The organism is Pseudomonas sp. P105 (assembly GCF_032614175.1).
Lineage (GTDB): Bacteria > Pseudomonadota > Gammaproteobacteria > Pseudomonadales > Pseudomonadaceae > Aquipseudomonas > Aquipseudomonas rhizophila.
Genome location: NZ_CP126693.1, coordinates 871,565 through 893,060 on the forward strand (window position 1 = coordinate 871,565; position 21,496 = coordinate 893,060).

Annotated in this window: 23 protein-coding genes; 18 read left to right on the plus strand and 5 right to left on the minus strand. The window is 60.4% G+C overall.

Translation table 11 applies throughout. The features are described 5' to 3' along the window. Positions 1-225: 225 nt before the first annotated feature. The 4 genes from QOM08_RS03750 to QOM08_RS03765 all read left to right on the plus strand — a co-directional run bounded on the left by QOM08_RS03750 (position 226) and on the right by QOM08_RS03765 (position 4,796). A complete protein-coding gene (locus QOM08_RS03750) occupies positions 226-2,664 on the plus strand; it encodes a Lon protease family protein (protein WP_047230157.1) in 2,439 nt (812 codons plus the stop codon). 346 nt (positions 2,665-3,010) lie between these two features. Continuing rightward, a complete protein-coding gene (locus tag QOM08_RS03755) occupies positions 3,011-3,352 on the plus strand; it encodes a hypothetical protein (protein ID WP_047230158.1) in 342 nt (113 codons plus the stop codon). A 132-nt stretch (positions 3,353-3,484) separates the two neighbouring features. Beyond that, positions 3,485-3,973, plus strand: a complete 489-nt coding sequence (locus QOM08_RS03760; RefSeq protein ID WP_047230159.1) for a TIGR00645 family protein — start codon at positions 3,485-3,487, stop codon at positions 3,971-3,973. Positions 3,974-4,178: 205 nt separating this feature from the next. Then, complete coding sequence (locus QOM08_RS03765) at positions 4,179-4,796, plus strand: FKBP-type peptidyl-prolyl cis-trans isomerase (protein ID WP_025215564.1); 618 nt, start codon at positions 4,179-4,181, stop codon at positions 4,794-4,796. Positions 4,797-4,923: 127 nt separating this feature from the next. Here QOM08_RS03765 and QOM08_RS03770 read toward each other — a convergent pair whose 3' ends face one another. The 3 genes from QOM08_RS03770 to QOM08_RS03780 form a co-directional block, all read right to left on the minus strand. After that, on the minus strand, positions 4,924-5,181 hold the full coding sequence (locus QOM08_RS03770; RefSeq protein WP_047230160.1) for a hypothetical protein: 258 nt from the start codon (positions 5,179-5,181) through the stop codon (positions 4,924-4,926). Between the two features lie 202 nt (positions 5,182-5,383). After that, positions 5,384-5,725: a zinc ribbon domain-containing protein YjdM gene (locus tag QOM08_RS03775; RefSeq protein ID WP_076386396.1), complete on the minus strand. Its 342-nt coding sequence runs from the start codon at positions 5,723-5,725 to the stop codon at positions 5,384-5,386. Between the two features lie 188 nt (positions 5,726-5,913). Next, positions 5,914-6,882, minus strand: coding sequence for a polyprenyl synthetase family protein (locus QOM08_RS03780; protein WP_076386394.1), 969 nt, complete (start codon positions 6,880-6,882; stop codon positions 5,914-5,916). A 239-nt stretch (positions 6,883-7,121) separates the two neighbouring features. Between QOM08_RS03780 and rplU the strand changes: the two genes are divergently transcribed. The 5 genes from rplU to QOM08_RS03805 all read left to right on the plus strand — a co-directional run bounded on the left by rplU (position 7,122) and on the right by QOM08_RS03805 (position 11,014). Then, positions 7,122-7,436, plus strand: coding sequence for a 50S ribosomal protein L21 (gene rplU, locus QOM08_RS03785; RefSeq protein WP_003176051.1), 315 nt, complete (start codon positions 7,122-7,124; stop codon positions 7,434-7,436). A gap of 35 nt (positions 7,437-7,471) precedes the next feature. Further along, positions 7,472-7,729 (plus strand): 50S ribosomal protein L27, encoded by a 258-nt coding sequence (gene rpmA, locus QOM08_RS03790; RefSeq protein ID WP_003205738.1) that lies wholly within the window; start codon positions 7,472-7,474, stop codon positions 7,727-7,729. A gap of 190 nt (positions 7,730-7,919) precedes the next feature. Further along, positions 7,920-9,143 (plus strand): Obg family GTPase CgtA, encoded by a 1,224-nt coding sequence (gene cgtA, locus QOM08_RS03795; protein ID WP_316912579.1) that lies wholly within the window; start codon positions 7,920-7,922, stop codon positions 9,141-9,143. Positions 9,144-9,421: 278 nt separating this feature from the next. After that, positions 9,422-10,540 carry a glutamate 5-kinase gene (proB, locus tag QOM08_RS03800; RefSeq protein ID WP_047230164.1) on the plus strand — a complete coding sequence of 373 codons (1,119 nt, stop codon included), beginning with the start codon at positions 9,422-9,424 and terminating at the stop codon, positions 10,538-10,540. Between the two features lie 9 nt (positions 10,541-10,549). Further along, positions 10,550-11,014: a CreA family protein gene (locus QOM08_RS03805; protein ID WP_076386392.1), complete on the plus strand. Its 465-nt coding sequence runs from the start codon at positions 10,550-10,552 to the stop codon at positions 11,012-11,014. A gap of 182 nt (positions 11,015-11,196) precedes the next feature. Here QOM08_RS03805 and rpsT read toward each other — a convergent pair whose 3' ends face one another. Then, a complete protein-coding gene (gene rpsT / locus QOM08_RS03810) occupies positions 11,197-11,475 on the minus strand; it encodes a 30S ribosomal protein S20 (RefSeq protein WP_003185593.1) in 279 nt (92 codons plus the stop codon). A 254-nt stretch (positions 11,476-11,729) separates the two neighbouring features. Between rpsT and murJ the strand changes: the two genes are divergently transcribed. The 6 genes from murJ to ispH all read left to right on the plus strand — a co-directional run bounded on the left by murJ (position 11,730) and on the right by ispH (position 19,248). Continuing rightward, positions 11,730-13,268 (plus strand): murein biosynthesis integral membrane protein MurJ, encoded by a 1,539-nt coding sequence (gene murJ, locus QOM08_RS03815; RefSeq protein ID WP_047230166.1) that lies wholly within the window; start codon positions 11,730-11,732, stop codon positions 13,266-13,268. A 130-nt stretch (positions 13,269-13,398) separates the two neighbouring features. Continuing rightward, the gene (gene ribF, locus QOM08_RS03820; RefSeq protein WP_047230167.1) at positions 13,399-14,337 is read left to right on the plus strand and encodes a bifunctional riboflavin kinase/FAD synthetase; all 939 of its coding nucleotides are present in this window, start codon (positions 13,399-13,401) and stop codon (positions 14,335-14,337) included. Between the two features lie 13 nt (positions 14,338-14,350). Beyond that, positions 14,351-17,182, plus strand: a complete 2,832-nt coding sequence (ileS, locus tag QOM08_RS03825; RefSeq protein WP_316912580.1) for an isoleucine--tRNA ligase — start codon at positions 14,351-14,353, stop codon at positions 17,180-17,182. Further along, positions 17,175-17,696, plus strand: a complete 522-nt coding sequence (lspA, locus tag QOM08_RS03830) for a signal peptidase II (protein WP_410479125.1) — start codon at positions 17,175-17,177, stop codon at positions 17,694-17,696. The genes ileS and lspA overlap by 8 nt, the downstream gene beginning before the upstream one ends. Then, on the plus strand, positions 17,689-18,126 hold the full coding sequence (gene fkpB, locus QOM08_RS03835) for an FKBP-type peptidyl-prolyl cis-trans isomerase (RefSeq protein ID WP_316912581.1): 438 nt from the start codon (positions 17,689-17,691) through the stop codon (positions 18,124-18,126). Before lspA ends, fkpB begins: the two co-directional genes overlap by 8 nt. Positions 18,127-18,300: 174 nt before the next feature. After that, the gene (gene ispH / locus QOM08_RS03840) at positions 18,301-19,248 is read left to right on the plus strand and encodes a 4-hydroxy-3-methylbut-2-enyl diphosphate reductase (RefSeq protein WP_047230171.1); all 948 of its coding nucleotides are present in this window, start codon (positions 18,301-18,303) and stop codon (positions 19,246-19,248) included. On the opposite strand, the gene QOM08_RS03845 is transcribed toward ispH, so the two are convergent. Then, the gene (locus tag QOM08_RS03845; protein ID WP_274090855.1) at positions 19,225-19,740 is read right to left on the minus strand and encodes a GspH/FimT family pseudopilin; all 516 of its coding nucleotides are present in this window, start codon (positions 19,738-19,740) and stop codon (positions 19,225-19,227) included. The two genes, ispH and QOM08_RS03845, sit on opposite strands and share 24 nt — an antisense overlap. 114 nt (positions 19,741-19,854) lie before the next feature. On the opposite strand from QOM08_RS03845, the gene QOM08_RS03850 reads away from it, so the two are divergent. From QOM08_RS03850 to QOM08_RS03860, 3 genes are read left to right on the plus strand one after another with little or no spacing between them, the layout of a single operon-like run. Further along, positions 19,855-20,328: a GspH/FimT family protein gene (locus QOM08_RS03850; protein ID WP_160893356.1), complete on the plus strand. Its 474-nt coding sequence runs from the start codon at positions 19,855-19,857 to the stop codon at positions 20,326-20,328. After that, positions 20,325-20,786 (plus strand): type IV pilus modification protein PilV, encoded by a 462-nt coding sequence (gene pilV / locus QOM08_RS03855; RefSeq protein ID WP_047230174.1) that lies wholly within the window; start codon positions 20,325-20,327, stop codon positions 20,784-20,786. Before QOM08_RS03850 ends, pilV begins: the two co-directional genes overlap by 4 nt. After that, positions 20,783-21,496: a PilW family protein gene (locus tag QOM08_RS03860; RefSeq protein WP_160893358.1), complete on the plus strand. Its 714-nt coding sequence runs from the start codon at positions 20,783-20,785 to the stop codon at positions 21,494-21,496. Before pilV ends, QOM08_RS03860 begins: the two co-directional genes overlap by 4 nt.

Here is a 21,496-nt window from a genome sequence, read left to right on the forward strand (position 1 = left end):
ACAGGCCAGTGGGCCGGTTATTGTTCCAGCCGCGCAATTTGGAGTTTAGGCACGATCCTGGGGTTCCGTGACATTTTGCAAAAAGTAACAGCAGTGTCATGAATTTACGGGCTCGGGCTCAGGGGATGCCCCTGGACTATGCTTTGGCCTGAGGCGCTTCTTGCCAGTCAGGTACAGGCAGCGCCAGAATGCCGCTATCTGCCCCGCCTGATGTAAGGAAGCCCGATGCCTGATCCTGTTGCTGCCAGCTTGCGTCTAGCGCCCGAAGCGCTGACCCGCCCGTTTTCCGCTGAACAGTTCAGCTTCTCTACCACCAATGATCTGGAACCCTTCCGCGGTGTGCTTGGCCAGGAGCGTGCGGTCGAAGCATTGCAGTTCGGCGTGGCCATGCCGCGCCCCGGTTACAACGTATTTGTCATGGGAGAGCCCGGCACTGGTCGGTTTTCGTTCGTAAAGCGTTATCTCAAGGCCGAAGGCAAGCGTATGCAGACCCCGGCGGACTGGGTCTACGTCAATAATTTCGATGAGCCCCGCGAACCCCGCGCCCTGGAGCTGCCATCGGGTACGGCGGGGGCTTTCATCGCCGACATCAACGGCCTGATCGACAACCTCCTGGCGACTTTCCCGGCAGTGTTCGAGCATCCGTCCTATCAACAGAAGAAAAGCGCCATCGACCGTGCTTTCAACCAGCGCTACGACCGCGCCCTGGATGTCATCGAGCGCCTGGCGCTGGAGAAGGATGTCGCCCTGTACCGTGACAGCAGCAACATCGCCTTCACGCCGATGAGCGAGGGTAAGGCCCTGGACGAAGCGGAATTCGCCCAGTTGCCGGAGTCCGAGCGCGAGCGTTTTCATGACGACATCTCGGGCCTGGAAGAACGCCTGAACGAAGAGCTCGCCAGCCTGCCGCAGTGGAAGCGCGAGTCCAGCAACCAGTTGCGTCAACTTAACGAAGAAACCATCACCCTGGCCCTGCAACCGTTGCTGGCGCCGCTGTCGGAAAAGTACGCAGAGAACGCCGCGGTCTGCGGTTACTTGCAAGCCATGCAGGTCTACTTGCTCAAAACGGTGGTCGAGCAGTTGGTGGATGACAGCAAGACCGACGCCATTGCCCGCAAGCTCCTGGAGGAGCAATACGCCCCGAGCCTGATGGTAGGGCACCCAACCAGCGGTGGCGCGCCGGTGGTGTTTGAGCCGCACCCGACCTACGACAACCTGTTTGGGCGCATTGAATACAGCACTGACCAGGGCGCGCTCTACACCACCTATCGACAACTGCGCCCGGGGGCGTTGCACCGGGCCAACGGTGGTTTCCTGATCCTTGAAGCAGAAAAAATGCTTGGCGAGCCGTTCGTGTGGGATGCACTAAAACGTGCCCTGCAATCGCGCAAACTGAAAATGGAGTCGCCACTGGGCGAGCTGGGGCGTCTGGCCACGGTCACCCTGACCCCGCAGCACATTCCACTGCAAGTCAAAGTGGTGATCATCGGCGCCCGCCAGCTCTACTACGCCTTGCAGGACCTGGATTCGGACTTCCAGGAAATGTTTCGCGTGCTAGTGGATTTCGACGAAGACATTCCGATGGGGGATGAAAGCCTGGAGCAGTTCGCCCAGTTGCTCAAGACCCGTACTTCGGAGGAGGGCATGGCCCCGTTGACCGCCGATGCGGTGGCGCGCCTGGCCACCTACAGTGCGCGCCTGGCCGAACATCAGGGGCGTTTGTCGGCGCGGATTGGCGATCTGTTCCAGCTGGTCAGCGAGGCGGATTTCATTCGTCAGTTGGCCGGTGACGAGATGACCGATGCCGGTCACATCGAACGCGCCCTCAAGGCCAAGGCCACCCGCACCGGGCGCGTCTCGGCGCGGATCCTCGACGACATGCTGGCGGGAATCATCCTGATCGACACCGACGGCGCGGCCGTAGGCAAGTGCAACGGCTTGACGGTGCTGGAGGTGGGGGATTCGGCGTTCGGCGTGCCGGCGCGGATTTCCGCCACGGTCTACCCCGGCGGCAGCGGCATCGTCGACATCGAGCGAGAGGTCAACCTCGGCCAGCCGATCCACTCCAAGGGCGTGATGATCCTCACCGGTTACCTGGGCAGCCGGTACGCCCAGGAGTTTCCTCTGGCGATCTCGGCCAGCATCGCCCTGGAGCAATCCTACGGCTACGTGGACGGCGACAGCGCGTCCCTGGGGGAAGCGTGTACGCTGATTTCTGCCTTGTCGAAAACGCCGCTCAAGCAGTGTTTCGCTATCACCGGCTCGATCAACCAGTTCGGTGAAGTGCAGGCGGTGGGCGGGGTCAACGAGAAGATCGAAGGCTTCTTCCGCCTCTGCGAAGCCCGTGGGCTGACCGGCGAGCAGGGGGCGATTATCCCCCAGGCCAACGTCGCCACCCTGATGCTCGACGAGAAGGTGCTCGCCGCCGTGCGCGCCGGGCAGTTCCACGTTTATGCGGTGCGCCAGGCCGACGAAGCCCTGAGCCTGCTGGTGGGTGAGCCTGCCGGCGAGCCGGATGAAAACGGTGAGTTCCCCGAAGGGAGCGTCAATGCCCGGGTGGTGGAACGGCTGCGGGTGATCGCGGAGATGATCAGCGAAGACGACATCAAGGAAGCGGAAAAGGAACTGGCGCAACAGGCGCTGGCGGAGGCCAAGCCGGCTTGATGCGTTCCAGGTCGGAGTAGGTCAATGTGGGAGCGAGCTTTGTGGGAGCAAAGCTTGCTCGCGATAGCGGTTTTACAGCCAACAGAGGTGTTGTCTGTGACGACGTCATCGCGAGCAAGCTTTGCTCCCACAGGCTCGCTCCCACAATTGTTTGTGGTGATGGCTAAAAAGTGCCACCACTTTGGCGTCAATATTCACACTATGACCATTCGGCGCATTCTGGTCTCGGCGGGACTTGCGGCCGGAACTTTTCTTCTATCCTCAGTTCAAGGATAACGAGAGCCATCATCGGATCGAAACAGCCTTGTCCTGAGGCTGAATACCGGATCTATCGAGGGGCGCCGCCATGTCGCGCAACCTTTGCCTCACTCGTCAATGCCTGGGCCTTGTGACCCGTATCGAATGCGCCATCCGTCCGCTGGCGGGAGATACCGGTATGTGGACCTTGCTATTCGCCGCCGGAATGGCTGGCGAACAACCTTCGGCCATCAAGGCCCAAGGCCCTTTTCCCGGCCCGAATGCCGCTGAGTCCATTCTCGACACCATTGTGCAAAGCCTGACAACGCATGGTTATGAGCTGGCCGACGACCCGCAGATCTGGTGCCTGCACATGCAGGCCCAATTGCGGGAAATCAATGGAGGCCGTTGTCGCAGCGTTGACGGCTTCGAGTTTCGCCCGTTGCATTGAAAGCCGTCATCGTGCGGGCGCTGGCAGTACGGTTTAGCTCCAAGGGCTGAAGTCGCGGATGGGCCTGGCGTTTATGACCCAGGTCGTGACTGATATACTCGCCGCGATTTTTCAGCCCTGGTGTGAGACTCAATGGAACGCTTTATCGAAAATGCAATGTACGCCTCCCGTTGGCTGCTGGCGCCGATCTATTTCGGGCTGTCCCTCGGCTTGCTGGCCCTGGCCCTGAAGTTCTTCCAGGAAGTCTTTCACATCATTCCCAATGTGTTTGCCATGGCCGAATCCGAGCTGATTCTGGTGCTGCTGTCGCTGATCGACATGGCGCTGGTGGGCGGCCTGTTGGTGATGGTGATGATTTCCGGCTATGAGAACTTCGTCTCGCAACTGGACATCGATTCCGACAAGGAAAAGCTCAACTGGCTCGGGACCATGGATTCGTCCTCGCTGAAGATGAAGGTCGCGGCCTCGATCGTTGCCATTTCCTCGATTCACCTGCTGCGCATCTTCATGGACGCCAAGAACGTCGATCCCGAGCACCTGATGTGGTACGTGATCATCCACATGACCTTCGTGGTTTCGGCGTTTGCCATGGGTTACCTGGATAAACTGACCAAGCACTGAGGTCCGTTCATCGCTGCGGCGCGCCGCCCGTCTGTTGCAAAGCAGGCGGGCGTTGTCGTTTCTGGTGGCGGCGCTTTGATCAGGGGGCTCGTCACCCGCTGCGGCATCTGTGCTAGTCTGCTCGCCCTTTTGGTTCCGGGCGCTCCGGGAGGCGCTGTGTCAAGCACGGCAAATTCCCGAGCCGTCCGCACAGCGGAGCAGCATCATGTCCGAAGTTAACCTGTCCACCGACGAAACCCGCGTCAGCTACGGCATTGGCCGTCAGTTGGGCGACCAACTGCGCGACAACCCGCCACCGGGCGTGAGCCTGGACGCAATCCTGGCTGGCCTGACCGACGCTTTCGCCGGCAAGCCGAGCCGTGTGGGCCAGGACGAGATGTCCGCCAGCTTCAAAGTCATTCGCGAAATCATGCAGGCCGAAGCTGCCGCCAAGGCAGAAGCCGCCGCTGGCGAAGGTCGTGCATTCCTGGCTGAAAATGCCAAGCGCGAAGGCATCACCACCCTGGCCTCGGGCCTGCAATTTGAAGTGCTGACTCAGGGCGAAGGCGCCAAGCCGAGCCGTGAAGACCAGGTGCGTACCCATTACCATGGCACCCTGATCGATGGCACTGTGTTCGACAGCTCCTACGATCGTGGCCAGCCTGCCGAATTCCCGGTGGGTGGCGTGATCCCAGGCTGGACCGAAGCCCTGCAATTGATGAACGCCGGCAGCAAATGGCGTTTGTACGTGCCAAGCGAACTGGCCTACGGCGCTCAAGGCGTTGGCAGCATTCCGCCGCACAGCGTACTGGTGTTTGACGTCGAGCTGTTGGACGTTCTGTAAGGCATCAACGCTTAAGCAGGCTTTTGTGGGAGCGAGCCTGCTCGCGATGACGGTCGGTCAGTCAATATTGATGTTGAATGTCACACCGCTATCGCGAGCAGGCTCGCTCCCACAGGGTTTGCGCGCTTCATCCATGAAACCTGCCATTGAAATCCGCCGTAGGGCGCAACGCCCGGGCGTAACAGAACAGGAACAGATTGCGCACCAGTTCCTTGAGCACCAGCGGCTCGCTGGAATTGAGGCTGTTGAGGTCCAGATCCCCCTGGTCCTGCAGTTCGTTCAGGGCTTCTTCTTCAAGCACCGCACAGACTTCCCCGGTTTCCCGATGCAGGATTCTCAGGTAAGGGTGTGGGCGGTCCAGCCAGGCATCGATCAAATAAGTCATGGTTCTCATCTCCTTGATGGGCGTTATGAGAATAATTCTTATTCGCTAAATAGCAAGGCTCTATTGGTGTTCGAATTGTTTTTCTGACGGTGGGTTGCGGCAGCTCAATCGGCTCGCGCTTGGCTCGGAGGCGTAAACGGGGGGGGGAGCGGGGAGGGTGAAGCACCATCCCACGCGGGGCGTGGGATGGAATACGCACGGCTCAGACTTTTCTGACGAACTCGGACTTGAGCTTCATCGGGCCGATGCCGTCGATCTTGCAGTCGATGTCGTGATCACCATCGCACAAACGGATGTTCTTGACCTTGGTGCCCACCTTGACCACCAGCGACGTGCCTTTGACCTTCAGGTCCTTGATCACAGTGATGGTGTCGCCGTCCTGCAGGACATTGCCGACCGAATCCTTCTTCACCGTCTCATCGGACGCCGTTTCCGCTTCACCGCTGGCAGACCATTCGTGGGCACACTCCGGGCAGACCAGTTGAGTACCGTCTTCGTAGGTGTATTCGGAATTGCATTTCGGGCAGGGAGGCAACGTGCTCACTAAGGTTCCTTGGGTATCAGGAGGGTAAAAGGGCGCACATTATATAGGGTTTTAGGCCGCGAAGGGCAGGGCAGTGAAATACCCTTGTGGGAGCGAGCTTGCTCGCGATAGCGGTCTGCCAATCAGCATCAAGCTTACTGACCCAACGCTATCGCAAGCAAGCTCGCTCCCACAGGGGCTTCATGCCATCAATGGGTGCGAGCCACCGCAAACTCGCTCAGTTCCACCAACGCATCGCGGTATTCGCTGGCCGGCAGGGCGTCGAGGCATTTGATTGCGCGGGCGACGTAGTCGCGGGCCAGTTTTGCGGTGTAGTCCAGCGAGCCGGAGGCTTCAACCGCTTCCCGGATGCTCTCCAGGTCTTCGATCCCGCCTTTCTGGATCGCCTGGCGTACCAGTGCCGCCTGCTCAGGAGTGCCTTCGCGCATGGTGTAGATCAGCGGCAGGGTCGGCTTGCCTTCGGCCAGGTCGTCCCCGACGTTCTTGCCCAAAGTCTCGGCGTCGCCCTTGTAGTCCAGCAGGTCGTCCACCAACTGGAAGGCCACGCCCAGGTGATCGCCAAAGGTGCGCAACGCTTCGCTTTGCTCGGCGCTGGCGCCGGCCAGGGCGGCGGCGCTGTGGGTCGAGGCTTCGAAGAGCATCGCCGTCTTGCCGCGGATGACTTCCATATAGGTTTCTTCCGTGGTGCTGGCGTCGCGCACCTTGGACAGCTGCAGCACTTCGCCTTCGGCGATGATGCGCGTGGCCTGGGACAGGATCTTCATCACCGGCATCGAGCCCAGCTCGACCATCATTTCGAACGAGCGCGAATACAGGAAGTCGCCCACCAGCACGCTTGGGGCGTTGCCCCACATGGCGTTGGCGGTCGAGCGGCCGCGGCGCATGCCGGACATGTCGACCACGTCGTCATGCAGCAGGGTCGCGGTGTGCAGGAATTCGATGGTGGCGGCCAGCAGGCGCATGTCGTCGCCTTCGCGGCCCAAGGCCTTGCCACACAACAGCACCAACAAAGGACGCAGGCGTTTGCCCCCGGCCGAAGTAATGTAATCGCCGATTTTCGATACCAGCGGCACTCGGGAAGTCAGCTGCTTCTTGATGATGCCGTCGACGGCGCTAAAATCGTCCGCCACCGCGCGGTAGAAAGCTTGGGGTTGCATCAGCGACAGGTGCTCCAGAAGGGTTGCGCGGCATGCTAGGACCCACGCCTGGGCCTGTCAAGGCGCGATGGACGGCCTCTTGCAAGGCGCTTGCGGCTTGCGTACAATCGCGCACCCTGAACTTCCTGGGCAGCACCTGCCTTACGCAATTGCATCCGGGCCTTCCAGCCCATGCAGCCATGCCAGCCAATACCTCTTCTTATAAAGCGCTGGGTGAGCAGGATTATCGGAGAAATACCATGTCGTACGCAGTAATTGTTACTGGTGGCAAGCAATACAAGGTCGCCCCAGGTGAATACCTGAAGATCGAAAAACTGGAAATCGCTACTGGCGAATCCGTGACTTTTGATCGCGTTCTGTTGGTCGCCAATGGCGATGACGTGAATATCGGCGCTCCAGTCGTTGCTGGCGCTACCGTTGTGGCTGAAGTGATCTCCCAAGGTCGTCACGATAAAGTCCGCATCATCAAGTTCCGTCGCCGTAAGCACCACATGAAGCGTATGGGCCACCGCCAGTGGTACACCGAGATCAAAATCACCGGTATTCAGGCTTAATTTCAGCCTAATTCCTCACTAGGAGAATTGAACTCATGGCACACAAAAAAGCTGGTGGTAGTACCCGTAACGGTCGCGACTCAGAAGCCAAACGCCTTGGCGTCAAGATGTATGGCGGCCAGGCTATCAAAGCGGGCAACATCATCGTGCGTCAGCGCGGCACCCAATTCCACGCTGGCTACGGCGTAGGCATGGGTAAGGATCACACCCTCTTCGCTAAAGTCGAAGGCGTGATCAAGTTCGAAGTAAAAGGCGCCTTCGGTCGTCGTTACGTAAGCGTTATCGCAGCTTAATTGCGAGACCGCTGGAAAAGCCCTGTCTTGCGACGGGGCTTTTTCGTTTGTGGGGTGAGTCTCTTGCAAAACTGTTTGTATGGGCTGTCGGCGCTGCGGTTGGGGCGTGTCATCAGGTCGCTGCGCTCATTTTTGCAAGAGTCTTATGTCTTGTTTTTTTGGCTCGTCCGTATGGCGAGAGGCGTGTGTCATGAAGTTTGTTGATGAAGTATCGATTCGAGTAAAGGCCGGCGACGGCGGCAATGGTTGCATGAGTTTCCGTCGAGAAAAATTCATTGAGAACGGTGGTCCGAACGGTGGTGATGGCGGCGATGGCGGCTCGATCTACATGCTCGCCGACGAAAACCTCAACACCCTGGTGGACTACCGTTACACCCGTCACTTCGATGCCGAGCGTGGCTCCAATGGCGGCAGCACCGACTGCACCGGCAAAAAGGGCGAAGACCTGATCCTGCGCGTGCCGGTCGGCACCACGGTGATCGACTCCGCCACCCAGGAAGTCATTGGCGACCTGACCAAGGCTGGCCAGCGTCTGCTGGTGGCCCATGGTGGCTGGCACGGTCTGGGTAACACCCGTTTCAAGTCCAGTACCAACCGTGCGCCGCGCCAGACCACGCCAGGCAAGCCAGGCGAGCAGCGTGACCTGAAGCTGGAAATGAAAGTGCTGGCCGACGTGGGCCTGCTGGGTCTGCCGAACGCCGGCAAGAGCACCTTCATTCGCTCGGTATCGGCAGCCAAGCCGAAAGTCGCCGATTACCCGTTCACCACCCTGGTGCCGAACCTGGGCGTGGTCAGTGTCGATCGCTGGAAGAGCTTTGTGGTTGCGGACATTCCGGGGTTGATCGAAGGTGCGTCCGATGGCGCCGGCCTGGGGATTCGCTTCCTCAAGCACTTGTCCCGTACCCGGCTGTTGCTGCACCTCGTGGACATGGCGCCGCTGGATGAAACCAGTGCTGCTGATGCGGCTGAAGTCATTGTCAGCGAGCTGACCAAGTTCAGCCCGGCCCTGGCAGAGCGTGATCGCTGGTTGGTGCTGAACAAGTGCGACCAGATCCTCGAAGAAGAGCACGAGGAGCGGGTCAAGGAAATCGTCGATCGCCTGGAGTGGGAAGGTCCGGTCTACGTGATCTCGGCCATTGCCAAAGAAGGCACCGAGCGCCTGTGCCACGACATCATGCGTTACATGGAAGATCGTGCCGATCGCCTGGCCAATGACCCTGTCTACAAGGAAGAGTTGGCCGAGCTCGATCAGCGTATCGAAGACGAGGCGCGTGCTCAGTTGCAGGCGCTGGATGATCAGCGTGCCCTGCGTCGCAGCGGCGTGAAGTCGGTCCATGACATCGGTGACGACGATTGGGACGAAGAAGACGTGGATGACGAAGACGGTCCGGAAATCATCTACGTTCGCGACTGATCGTGTGCTGATGTCACTCAGTTGAAGCCAGGACCTGTGGGAGCGAGCTTGCTCGCGATAGCGGTGTGACAGCCGGTATCAATATTGCTGACCCAATGCAATCGCGAGCAAGCTCGCTCCCACAGGTTTAAGTGTTTCAGTGCGGTGTTATCATCGCAACCAGCCAGTTTCCAAGGCGCCGCTCATTCGAGCGGCGTTTTGGTATCTGTAAAACGCAAATACGAATAATCTCATGGGCGGTGCTGGGTCGCGCCGTTCGCTGGCAAAGGTTGAAGATGATGCGGAGCAAGGTGACGGGTGCGCAGCGCTGGGTCGTGAAGATCGGCAGTGCATTGCTGACGGCGGATGGCAAGGGCCTGGATCGCAAGGCAATGGCGGTGTGGGTCGAGCAGATGGTGGCTTTGCATGAGGCTGGCGTCGAACTGGTCTTGGTCTCTTCGGGGGCTGTAGCCGCTGGCATGAGCCGGTTGGGCTGGACATCGCGACCCAGCGCGATGCACGAGTTGCAGGCCGCTGCCGCCATCGGTCAGATGGGGCTGGTGCAGGCCTGGGAGTCGAGCTTTGCCGAGCACGGTCGCCATACGGCGCAGATCCTGCTGACCCATGACGACCTGTCCGACCGCAAGCGCTACCTCAATGCCCGCAGTACCTTGCGGGCGCTGGTCGAGCTGAAAGTCATCCCGGTGATCAACGAAAACGACACTGTGGTCACCGACGAGATTCGTTTCGGCGACAACGACACTCTGGCCGCGTTAGTGGCGAACCTGGTGGAGGCGGACCTGCTGGTTATCCTCACGGATCGCGACGGCATGTTCGACGCCGACCCGCGCAACAATCCTGATGCCAAGCTGATCTACGAAGCCCGTGCCGATGATCCGGCGCTGGATGCGGTGGCGGGCGGTACCGGTGGTGCGCTGGGGCGTGGCGGCATGCAGACCAAGCTGCGCGCCGCCCGTCTGGCTGCTCGCTCCGGGGCTCACACTATCATTGTCGGTGGTCGGCTGGAGCGGGTGCTGGATCGCCTGAAGGCGGGCGAGCGCATCGGCACATTGTTGTCCCCTGAGCGCGGCATGCTGGCGGCGCGCAAGCAATGGCTGGCCGGGCATCTGCAAACCCGTGGCACGCTGGTGCTGGATGCGGGGGCGGTGTCGGCGCTGTCCCAGGGCAATAAAAGTCTGCTGCCGGTGGGCGTGAAGCTGGTCCAGGGCAGTTTTCGTCGCGGCGAAATGGTGGTGTGTGTGGCGCCGGATGGTCGCGAAATCGCTCGCGGCCTGGCCAACTACAGCGCGCTCGAAGCACAAAAAATCATCGGTCAATCGTCTGATGCGATTGTCGGTCTGTTGGGTTACATGGCCGAGCCAGAGCTGGTTCACCGTGACAACCTGATTCTCGTCTAAGGAAAAATCATGGGTTTGGCAAAAGGATTGATCGGCTTGCTGGTGGCATTGCCGCTGCTGGCCTCGGCCGAGGAAATTGGCCAAGTGTCGACGGTGTTCAAGTTTGTCGGGCCAAATGACCGGATCGTCGTTGAGGCCTTCGATGATCCGAAGGTGGACGGGGTGACGTGTTATCTGTCCCGGGCCAAGACCGGTGGTGTGAAGGGCGGCCTGGGCCTGGCCGAGGATCGCGCCGAGGCATCCATTGCCTGCCGCCAGGTCGGCCCCATTAGCTTCAAGGGGGAGCTCAAGGACGGCGAGGAGGTGTTCAGGGAGCGCACGTCGTTGGTATTCAAGACCATGCAGGTGGTGCGCTTCCTCGACAAGAAGCGTAATACGCTGGTGTACCTGGTCTACAGCGACCGTGTGATCGAAGGCAGTCCGCAGAATGCGGTGACGGCGATCCCGATCCTGCCGTGGGCTCGTACCCAATAACCTGAGGCAAATCCCAGTGTGGGAGCGAGCTTGCTCGCGAAGGCGGTGTGTCAGGCAGCATCATTGTCACTGACGGGCTGCTTTCGCGAGCAAGCTCGCTCCCACATTTTTTGCGGTATGTGTGGTAAATCCCAGGCAATAAAAAACCGACCCTAAGGTCGGTTTTTTAACGAGCGCGTCGCTTAGGCAGCAGCGGCAACGTTCAGGGCCTTTACGTGGCCATTCAGGCGGCTCTTATGGCGAGCAGCCTTGTTCTTGTGGATGATGCCTTTATCGGCCATACGGTCGATAACTGGCACAGCCAGAACGTAAGCAGCTTGTGCTTTTTCAGCGTCTTTTGCGTCGATGGCCTTAACTACGTTTTTGATGTAGGTACGGACCATGGAACGCAGGCTGGCGTTGTGGCTGCGACGCTTCTCAGCCTGTTTTGCACGTTTTTTGGCGGAAGGTGTGTTGGCCACCGTCGAGCTCCTCGAAAGACTTTTTAGGAAATAGCAAACAAAATAGGCCGCGAATCATGCCGATGAGTTGATGTCTTGTCAAGGGCGGGTGACGCGTTCCGCTGAATGGCAGGTACAACGCACCGGATGATTTCTTTCCGGCGTGCGACCTGTAAACTCGCGGGCTTTGGCTCTGCACTGTTTAGCGGCGCGGAGTATCGCATAAGTGGGCGCGTTGTTCGCCTGCTGTTTATCGACAGGCAAAAACTCTTTTCATGAATCTGCTCAAATCGTTGGCTGCCGTCAGCTCTATCACGATGCTTTCACGCGTCCTGGGGTTCGTTCGTGACACGCTGATCGCTCGGATATTCGGTGCCGGGATGGCCACCGACGCCTTCTTCATCGCTTTCAAGTTGCCCAATCTGTTGCGGCGGATCTTCGCTGAAGGGGCGTTTTCCCAAGCCTTCGTGCCGATCCTGGCGGAATATAAAAGCCAGAAAGGCGACGAGGCGACTCGCACGTTCATTGCCTACGTCACGGGTTTGCTGACGCTGGTGCTGGCGCTGGTCACGGCCGCCGGCATGCTCGCCGCGCCCTGGGTGATCTGGGCCACGGCACCGGGTTTTACCGATACCCCGGAAAAATTCCAGCTCACCTCGGACCTGTTGCGGGTGACCTTTCCTTATATATTGCTGATTTCCCTGTCGTCCCTGGCCGGGGCGATCCTCAATACCTGGAACCGTTTCTCGGTGCCGGCCTTCGTGCCGACCCTGCTTAATGTCAGCATGATCGTCTTTGCGGTGTTCCTGACACCGTACTTCGACCCGCCGGTGATGGCACTTGGTTGGGCGGTGCTGGTGGGTGGCCTGGCGCAGTTGCTGTATCAGCTGCCTCACCTGAAGAAAATCGGCATGCTGGTGCTGCCGCGCCTGAATCTGCGCGACAGCGGTGTGTGGCGGGTGATGAAGCAGATGTTGCCGGCGATCCTCGGGGTTTCGGTGAGTCAGATTTCCCTGATCATCAACACCATTTTCGCCTCGTTCCTGGTGGCCGGCTCGGTGTCGTGGATGTACTACGCCGACCGCCTCATGGAGTTGCCGTCCGGCGTGTTGGGCGTGGCCTTGGGCACGATCCTGTTGCCGACCCTGGCCAAGACCTATGCCAGCCAGGACCGCCAGGAATACTCGCGCATCCTCGACTGGGGCCTGCGCCTGTGCTTCGTGCTGGTGTTGCCTTGTGCCCTGGCGCTGGGCATCCTGGCTGAGCCGTTGACCGTTTCATTGTTCCAGTACGGTCAATTCAATGCGTTCGACGCCTTGATGACCCAGCGTGCGCTGATCGCTTACTCGGTGGGCTTGCTCGGGATCATTGTGATCAAGGTGCTGGCGCCAGGCTTCTACGCCCAGCAGAACATTCGCACGCCGGTGAAAATCGCCATTTTTACCCTGGTGATGACCCAATTGTTCAACCTGTTGCTGATCGGCCCGCTGGCCCACGCTGGCCTGGCCCTGGCGATCAGTGCCGGCGCGTGCCTCAACGCTGGGCTGCTGTTTTACCAACTGCGCAAGCAGAAGATGTATCAGCCGCAGCCGGGCTGGGGCAAGTTCGGCCTCAAGCTGCTGGTGGCCGTGGGGGTGATGTCGGCGGTGCTGCTGGGGGCGATGCACTTCATGCCAGCCTGGGGCGAAGGACAGATGCTCGAGCGTTTCCTGCGCCTGGGTGTACTGGTCGCGGCGGGTGTGGTGGCGTATTTCGGCATGCTGCTGCTGATGGGCTTTCGCCTGCGCGACTTCAACCGCAAGGGCTTGAGCTGAGGGGTTTACCCTCGATAATCCCGGGCCGGGCAGTGGTTTTGTCGGCTCGATCACTTTGGGTTACGGTGTTGCCTGTCGTCGGCCGCCGGGTGTGGTTATAATCGGCCACTTTATGAGCAAGAAGCGCGTTATGCAGCTGGTTCGAGGCCTCCACAACCTGCGCCCCCAGCATCGGGGCTGTGTCGCCACTATTGGCAACTTTGACGGTGTTCACCGTGGCCACCAGGCTATCCTGGCGCGGTTGCGCGAGCGTGCCCAGGAATTGGGCGTGCCCAGTTGCGTGGTGATCTTCGAGCCGCAACCCCGGGAATTTTTCGCCCCGGACACCGCGCCGGCCCGTCTGGCCCGGCTGCGGGACAAGCTGCATCTGCTGGCCGCCGAAGGCGTCGACCGGGTCTTGTGCCTGGCCTTCAATCAGCGCCTGAGCAAGCTCAGTGCCGCCGAATTCGTCGAGACCATCCTGGTGGGCGGTCTGGACATAAAACATCTGGAAGTCGGTGATGATTTCCGTTTCGGCTGCGACCGGGCAGGGGATTTCGATTACCTGCAACAGGCCGGCAAGGCCCGGGGCTTTACCGTCGAAGCGGCGCAGACCGTCGAGATGGATGGCATGCGCGTCAGCAGTACCCAGGTCCGCAATGCCCTGGCGGCTGCCGACTTCGAATTGGCCGAGCGTTTGCTCGGCCGGCCATACCGGATTGCCGGACGGATCCTGCACGGGCAGAAACTGGCGCGCCAACTGGGCACGCCGACGGCCAACGTGCAACTCAAGCGTCGTCGTGTGCCGCTGACCGGGGTGTTCCTGGTGAGTGTCGAGATCGACGGCAAGACCTGGCCCGGTGTCGCCAATATCGGCGTCCGGCCCACGGTCCAGGGGGATGGCAAGGCCCACCTCGAAGTACATGTTCTGGATTTTGCCGGCGATCTGTATGACCGGCGTTTGACGGTGGTTTTCCACCAAAAGCTGCGTGAAGAGCAGCGTTTTGCCTCTCTGGAGGCGCTCAAGACGGCGATCCATGCAGATATCGCCGCCGCCCGTGCCCTTGTCGCAACCAGCGCCAATCGCTAATGAAGAGCCTTAAATGACCGACTATAAAGCCACGCTAAACCTTCCGGACACCGCCTTCCCTATGAAGGCCGGCCTGCCTCAGCGCGAACCACAGATTCTGCAGCGTTGGGACAGCATTGGCCTGTACGGAAAGTTGCGCGAGATTGGCAAGGATCGTCCGAAGTTCGTCCTGCACGACGGCCCTCCGTACGCCAACGGCACGATCCACATCGGTCACGCGCTGAACAAGATTCTCAAGGACATGATCGTGCGCTCCAAGACCCTGTCGGGTTTCGACGCGCCGTATATCCCGGGCTGGGATTGCCATGGCCTGCCGATCGAGCACAAGGTTGAAGTGACCCACGGCAAGAACCTGGGCGCGGACAAGACCCGCGAATTGTGCCGTGCCTACGCCACCGAGCAGATCGAAGGGCAGAAGTCCGAATTCATCCGCCTCGGCGTGCTGGGCGACTTCGCCAACCCTTACAAGACCATGGACTTCAAAAACGAAGCCGGCGAAATCCGGGCCTTGGCGAAAATCGTCGAGGGCGGCTTTGTGTTCAAGGGCCTCAAGCCCGTGAACTGGTGCTTCGATTGCGGTTCGGCCTTGGCCGAGGCGGAAGTCGAGTACGAAAACAAGAAGTCGTCGACCATCGACGTCGCGTTCCCGATCGCCGATGAAGACAAGCTCGCCGCCGCTTTCGGCCTGGGCAAGCTGAGCAAACCGGCGTCGATCGTGATCTGGACCACCACCCCGTGGACCATCCCGGCCAACCAGGCGTTGAACGTTCACCCGGAATTCAACTACGCCCTGGTCGATGTTGGCGACAAGCTGCTGGTATTGGCCGAAGAACTGGTCGAGTCCTGCCTGGCCCGCTACAACCTCGAAGGCTCGGTGCTGGCCACCGCGCCAGGTTCGACGCTGGAACTGATCAATTTCCGTCATCCGTTCTATGACCGCCTGTCGCCGGTGTACCTGGCCGACTACGTGGAGCTGGGCGCAGGCACTGGTGTGGTTCACTCCGCGCCGGCCTATGGCGTTGACGACTTCGTGACCTGCAAGAAGTACGGCATGGTCAACGACGACATCCTCAACCCGGTACAGAGCAATGGCGTGTACGTGTCGTCGCTGGAGTTCTTTGGCGGCCAGTTCATCTGGAAAGCCAACCCGGCCATCGTCGACAAGCTGACCGAAGTCGGCGCGCTGCTGCACACCACCGTCATCGAACACAGCTACATGCACTGCTGGCGCCACAAGACTCCGCTGATCTACCGCGCCACCGCGCAGTGGTTCATCGGCATGGACAAGCAGCCAGCCACTGGCGACACCCTGCGCCAGCGCTCCCTCAAAGCCATCGAGGACACCAAGTTCGTGCCGGCCTGGGGCCAGGCGCGGCTGCACTCGATGATCGCCAACCGTCCTGACTGGTGCATCTCCCGCCAGCGTAACTGGGGCGTACCGATCCCGTTCTTCCTGAACAAGGAAAGCGGCGAACTGCATCCACGCACCGTCGAGCTGATGGAAGAGGTGGCCAAGCGCGTCGAAGTCGAAGGCATCGAAGCCTGGTTCAAGATGGACGCCGCCGAACTGTTGGGCGACGAAGCGCCGCTGTACGACAAGATCAGCGACACCCTGGACGTCTGGTTCGATTCCGGCACCACCCACTGGCATGTGCTGCGTGGCTCGCACCCGATGGGCCATGAAACCGGCCCGCGTGCCGACCTGTACCTGGAAGGTTCGGACCAGCACCGTGGCTGGTTCCACTCCTCGCTGCTGACCGGTTGCGCCATCGACAATCACGCACCGTACCGCGAGTTGCTGACCCACGGCTTCACCGTCGATGAGTCCGGCCGCAAGATGTCCAAGTCCCTGGGCAACGTGATCGCCCCGCAGAAGGTCAACGACACCCTGGGCGCCGACATCATGCGCTTGTGGGTCGCCTCCACCGACTATTCCGGCGAGATGGCCGTTTCCGAGCAGATCCTGCAGCGCAGCGCGGACGCCTACCGGCGGATCCGTAACACCGCGCGCTTCCTGCTCTCGAACCTGACCGGTTTCAACCCGGCCACCGACCTGCTGCCGGCCGAAGAAATGCTCGCGCTGGACCGCTGGGCCGTGGACCGTACCCTGCTGCTGCAACGCGAATTGCAGGAGCATTACGGTGAGTACCGTTTCTGGAACGTCTACTCCAAGATCCACAACTTCTGCGTGCAGGAGCTGGGTGGTTTCTACCTCGACATCATCAAGGACCGTCAGTACACCACTGGCGCCAACAGCAAGGCGCGCCGTTCGTGCCAGACCGCGCTGTTCCACATCAGCGAAGCGCTGGTACGCTGGATCGCGCCGATCCTGGCGTTCACTGCCGACGAGCTGTGGCAGTACCTGCCGGGCGAGCGCAACGAGTCGGTGATGCTCAACACCTGGTACGAAGGCCTGACCGAACTGCCGCAAGGTTTCGAGCTGGACCGTGCCTATTGGGACCGGATCATGGCGGTCAAGGCGGCGGTCAACAAGGAAATGGAGATCCAGCGCGCGGCCAAGGCCGTCGGTGGCAACCTGCAGGCCGAAGTGACGCTCTACGCCGAAGAAGCCCTGAGTGCCGATCTGGCCAAGCTGAGCAACGAGCTGCGTTTCGTGCTGATCACTTCCACCGCCAGTGTCGCACCGTTGGTGCAGGCGCCGGCCGATGCGGTCGTCACTGAAGTCAGCGGCCTGAAGCTGAAGATCGTCAAGTCGAACCACACCAAGTGCGCCCGTTGCTGGCACTGCCGCGAAGACGTCGGCGTGAATCCGGAGCATCCGGAGATCTGCGGCCGTTGCGTCGACAACATCAGCGGCACTGGTGAGGTTCGTCACTATGCCTAGTGCGTCTAACATGGCGAGCCGTTTCGGCCGGCTGAGCTGGCTGTGGTTGAGCTTGCTGGTGCTGGTCATCGACCAGGCCAGCAAGTTCCACTTCGAAAACTCGCTGACCATGTACCAGCAGATCGTGGTCATCCCGGACTACTTCAGCTGGACCCTGGCTTACAACACGGGCGCGGCGTTCAGCTTCCTGGCCGACAGTTCGGGCTGGCAGCGCTGGCTGTTCGCCCTGATCGCTGTCGTGGTCAGCGGCGTGCTGGTGGTCTGGCTCAAACGCCTGGGTCGCGATGAGACCTGGCTGGCCGTGGCGCTGGCATTGGTGCTCGGGGGCGCGCTGGGTAATCTTTATGACCGGATCGCCTTGGGCCACGTGATTGATTTCATCCTGGTGCATTGGCAGAACCGCTGGTATTTCCCGGCGTTCAACTTTGCCGACAGCGCCATCACCGTGGGCGCCGTAATGCTCGCCCTGGACATGTTCAAGAGCAAGAAACCCGGAGAAGCCGTCCATGACTGAGCAGCGTATCGCTCAAAACACTGAAGTGAAACTTCACTTCGCCCTGCACCTGGAAAACGGCGACACCGTCGACAGCACCTTTGACAAGGCTCCGGCCGTGTTCAAGGTTGGCGACGGCAACCTGCTGCCGGGCTTCGAGGCGGCGATCTTCGGTTTCAAGGCCGGTGACAAGCGCACCGTGGTGGTTCCACCGGAAAACGCCTTTGGTCAGCCCAACCCGCAAAACGTGCAGACCATGCCACGCTCCCAGTTCCAGGACATGGAACTGTCCGAAGGGTTGCTGGTGATCTTCAACGATGCGGCCAATACCGAACTGCCGGGCGTGGTGAAGGCGTTCGACGACGCCCAGGTGACCGTGGACTTCAACCATCCGTTGGCGGGCAAGACCCTGAACTTCGAAGTGGAAATCATCGAAGTGAAGGCGGTTTAAGGTTTAACAGGCAGTTCCTGCTGCCACCCGATTCACTGTGGGAGCGAGCTTGCTCGCGATAGCGTCGGATCAGTCAATATTGACGTTGACTGATATACCGTCATCGCGAGCAAGCTCGCTCCCACACTGGATTGCCCTGATTCAATTTCTTGCGCGCAAGACACGAGGCACAGCATGCAAATCAAACTCGCCAACCCCCGTGGCTTCTGCGCCGGCGTGGACCGGGCGATCGAAATCGTCAACCGCGCCCTGGAAGTCTTCGGGCCGCCCATCTATGTGCGCCATGAAGTGGTCCACAACAAATTTGTCGTCGAAGACCTGCGTAGCCGCGGGGCGATCTTCGTCGAGGAACTGGACCAGGTGCCAGACGACGTCATCGTGATCTTCAGTGCCCACGGGGTTTCCCAGGCAGTGCGTACCGAAGCCGCCGGCCGTGGCCTGAAGGTATTCGACGCGACCTGCCCCTTGGTGACCAAGGTCCATATCGAAGTGGCCCGTTACAGCCGTGACGGTCGTGAGTGCATCCTGATCGGCCACGAGGGCCATCCGGAAGTGGAAGGCACCATGGGCCAGTACGACGCCAGCAATGGTGGCGCGATCTACCTGGTCGAGGATGAAGAGGACGTCGCCGCCCTGCAGGTGCGTAACCCGGAAAAGCTGGCGTTTGTCACCCAGACCACCCTGTCCATGGACGATACCAGTCGAGTGATCGACGCCCTGCGTGCGCGCTTCCCGGCCATCGGTGGGCCACGCAAGGATGACATCTGCTACGCCACCCAGAATCGTCAGGATGCGGTCAAGCAACTGGCCGACGAGTGTGATGTCGTGCTGGTAGTCGGTAGCCCGAACAGCTCCAACTCCAATCGCCTGCGTGAGCTGGCCGAGCGCATGTCCACTCCGGCGTACCTGATCGACGGCGCTGAAGACATGCAGCGCAGCTGGTTTGACGGCGTCGAGCGTATCGGCATTACCGCCGGTGCCTCAGCGCCGGAAGTGTTGGTGCGTGGCGTGATCCAGCAACTGCAGGCTTGGGGTGCAACCGGTGCCGATGAGTTGTCCGGTCGCGAGGAGAACGTCACCTTCTCCATGCCCAAGGAACTACGTGTGCGCTCCTTGCTTTGAGTCCATTTCGCACAAGGCCTGCTCGGTTTCCTCGCTGCGCAGGCTGACGCGGCCGCTGCGCGACAGGACCACCTGGTGGTGACTGACCGGCTTATGGTGTGCACAAACGTGTAACGTCCCCGCCTGAAATGCGCCGCTGGGCAGGAGCGGCTCCCCCTGGCTTGCGAATCTCACCGAGTGTTTTACCGGCCCGTTGCCAATGATTCGAGCATGGCGGCTGTGCTGCGTCAGCAGTGGCTGGTCATCGCCGTCCAGCATGATTTGCCACCCCAGGCTCCAATCGTTGTCTATTCCTTGAATCGTCACTGTCCGATTGCGCGTGATCGCTTCGCTGCGGGCGCTGCGCAGACCGCTGGCCAGCAGCCGTGCGGCGTCGTCGCGGTTAGTGGATTCCACCAGGGCTTTGTATCCGGAACCGGCCCACGGCAGAACAATCGCGGCAATCGCCAGTCCCATGAGCAGTTCGATCAGGCTAAAGCCCTGTTGATACATGACGTCTCCTCCCTGGAGAGCTTGTTGTAGAGAGGGAGCAAGCTCCCTCGCCACAGGCAGTCGTTTGTTCTAGCGTGTAGAAGCAGGTATAGCCAATGGCGACGGAGGGCATCGATGGATCTTCGTACAAAAGGTTTCACGCTGATTGAGGTGCTGGTCGCCCTTGGCGTGCTGCTGCTCCTGATCACCCTGGCGGTACCGGCCCTTACCGGTTCGGTGCAGGGCACCAAGGCCGATACCGATATTGACGACCTGCGCCGGGCACTGAACTTCGCCCGGATGACGGCGATCGACCGTGGTGTCACCACACGGATTCGCCCCACGGTCCAGGGCAGCGTATGGAGCAGCGAGCTGACGGTGTATGACAGTACTGGCGCTGAGCCCAATGTATTGCGGGTTGTTCCAGCGATGAGCGGCGGCGCGACTCTGACGCTAACCTCAGACGTGACCAGCATTGATTTCAACAACCTCGGCGGGTTGTCGGCACCGGCCACGCCGGTGACTTTCAATTATGTAAGGGGGGCGCAGAGCAGGACACTGAGTGTTTGCCTCAATGGACGAATCGTATTGGGTGGAAGTTGCGGATGAAGGGTTGCAGTAAACAGGCACAGGATGGCATGACACTGATCGAGGTGCTGGTGGCGGTGCTGATTCTTGGCGTGGGCTTGCTGGGAGCGGCGATGGTTCAGCTCAATGCCCTCAAATATACCGACAGCTCGCGCATGACCAGCCAGGCCAGCTTCATCGCCTACGACATGCTCGACCGCATTCGTGCCAACTCCGGCGCCGATTACACGGTTACGCCGCCCAGTTCACCCAATCTCAACGTAGCCCGGGACCAGGATCTCTACGATTTCAAGACCAACATCGTCAGCTTCGGCGGCGCCACGGCCACCGGCACTGTTGCGCTGCACCAGCGGGTCTACACCATTACCATCTCTTGGGACGACGCCCGGGCCGCCAACACGACCAACGCCGCCGAGGCTCGCCGCAGTTTCGTGCTGACCAGTCGCGTCGCCGTCGACCCACCCGGGGCGACGCCATGAACAGGCATTGCCGGGGATTCGGCCTGATTGAGCTGATGATCGCTTTGGTGCTCAGCCTGATTGTCGTGCTGGGTGTGGTGCAGATTTTCATCGCCGCCAAAAACACCTACGTCAGCCAGGGTGCGGCGGCGGTGATGCAGGAGGATGCGCGGTTCGCTCTGAGCAAGATGGTCCAGGAGCTTCGTATGGTGGGCATGTTCGGTTGCCTGGAGACCGTCCTCGACGCGTCCTCGGCGGGGGATTTCAATGCCAGCAAGGTCACGCCGATCAGCTGGGACAATGCCAATCTGAAGCTGACCCTGGTGACGACGGATGTCGGCAACAGCGGCGGCGTGCCGACCTGGACCGTGATCTCGGATTGTCGCAACACGGCGACCGCCTATACCGGGGCGCGGATACCGGCGGCCGGGCAAATGGCGTTTCCGATACGGCGGCTGGTCTACAGTTTCAGCAATAACCAGTTGTTGATGGGCACCGGGGCTGGCAACCCGACCCAGGCGGTGCTGGTGGATAACGTCCGGGCATTCGATGTGACATTTGGGGTGGCCAGCAGCGCGACAGACATCGCGGCATCGAGCTACAGCCGCAACCCGAGCAATCCGGCCCTGATCCGCAGCGTGCGCCTGACCCTCACGCTCTTTGATCCGAAGAACAACGTGCGTGAGCAGACCTTCAACGTGGTTGCCGCTTTGCGCAACCGGCTTCTGTGA

Coding starts and splice junctions, on each gene's coding strand:
- QOM08_RS03750 (WP_047230157.1), top strand. CDS start 226: ATGCCTGATCCTGTTGCTGCCAGCTTGCGTCTAGCGCCCGAAGCGCTG.
- QOM08_RS03755 (WP_047230158.1), top strand. CDS start 3,011: ATGTCGCGCAACCTTTGCCTCACTCGTCAATGCCTGGGCCTTGTGACC.
- QOM08_RS03760 (WP_047230159.1), top strand. CDS start 3,485: ATGGAACGCTTTATCGAAAATGCAATGTACGCCTCCCGTTGGCTGCTG.
- QOM08_RS03765 (WP_025215564.1), top strand. CDS start 4,179: ATGTCCGAAGTTAACCTGTCCACCGACGAAACCCGCGTCAGCTACGGC.
- QOM08_RS03770 (WP_047230160.1), bottom strand. CDS start 5,181: ATGACTTATTTGATCGATGCCTGGCTGGACCGCCCACACCCTTACCTG.
- QOM08_RS03780 (WP_076386394.1), bottom strand. CDS start 6,882: ATGCAACCCCAAGCTTTCTACCGCGCGGTGGCGGACGATTTTAGCGCC.
- rplU (WP_003176051.1), top strand. CDS start 7,122: ATGTCGTACGCAGTAATTGTTACTGGTGGCAAGCAATACAAGGTCGCC.
- rpmA (WP_003205738.1), top strand. CDS start 7,472: ATGGCACACAAAAAAGCTGGTGGTAGTACCCGTAACGGTCGCGACTCA.
- cgtA (WP_316912579.1), top strand. CDS start 7,920: ATGAAGTTTGTTGATGAAGTATCGATTCGAGTAAAGGCCGGCGACGGC.
- proB (WP_047230164.1), top strand. CDS start 9,422: ATGCGGAGCAAGGTGACGGGTGCGCAGCGCTGGGTCGTGAAGATCGGC.
- QOM08_RS03805 (WP_076386392.1), top strand. CDS start 10,550: ATGGGTTTGGCAAAAGGATTGATCGGCTTGCTGGTGGCATTGCCGCTG.
- murJ (WP_047230166.1), top strand. CDS start 11,730: ATGAATCTGCTCAAATCGTTGGCTGCCGTCAGCTCTATCACGATGCTT.
- ribF (WP_047230167.1), top strand. CDS start 13,399: ATGCAGCTGGTTCGAGGCCTCCACAACCTGCGCCCCCAGCATCGGGGC.
- ileS (WP_316912580.1), top strand. CDS start 14,351: ATGACCGACTATAAAGCCACGCTAAACCTTCCGGACACCGCCTTCCCT.
- lspA (WP_410479125.1), top strand. CDS start 17,175: ATGCCTAGTGCGTCTAACATGGCGAGCCGTTTCGGCCGGCTGAGCTGG.
- fkpB (WP_316912581.1), top strand. CDS start 17,689: ATGACTGAGCAGCGTATCGCTCAAAACACTGAAGTGAAACTTCACTTC.
- ispH (WP_047230171.1), top strand. CDS start 18,301: ATGCAAATCAAACTCGCCAACCCCCGTGGCTTCTGCGCCGGCGTGGAC.
- QOM08_RS03845 (WP_274090855.1), bottom strand. CDS start 19,740: ATGTATCAACAGGGCTTTAGCCTGATCGAACTGCTCATGGGACTGGCG.
- QOM08_RS03850 (WP_160893356.1), top strand. CDS start 19,855: ATGGATCTTCGTACAAAAGGTTTCACGCTGATTGAGGTGCTGGTCGCC.
- pilV (WP_047230174.1), top strand. CDS start 20,325: ATGAAGGGTTGCAGTAAACAGGCACAGGATGGCATGACACTGATCGAG.
- QOM08_RS03860 (WP_160893358.1), top strand. CDS start 20,783: ATGAACAGGCATTGCCGGGGATTCGGCCTGATTGAGCTGATGATCGCT.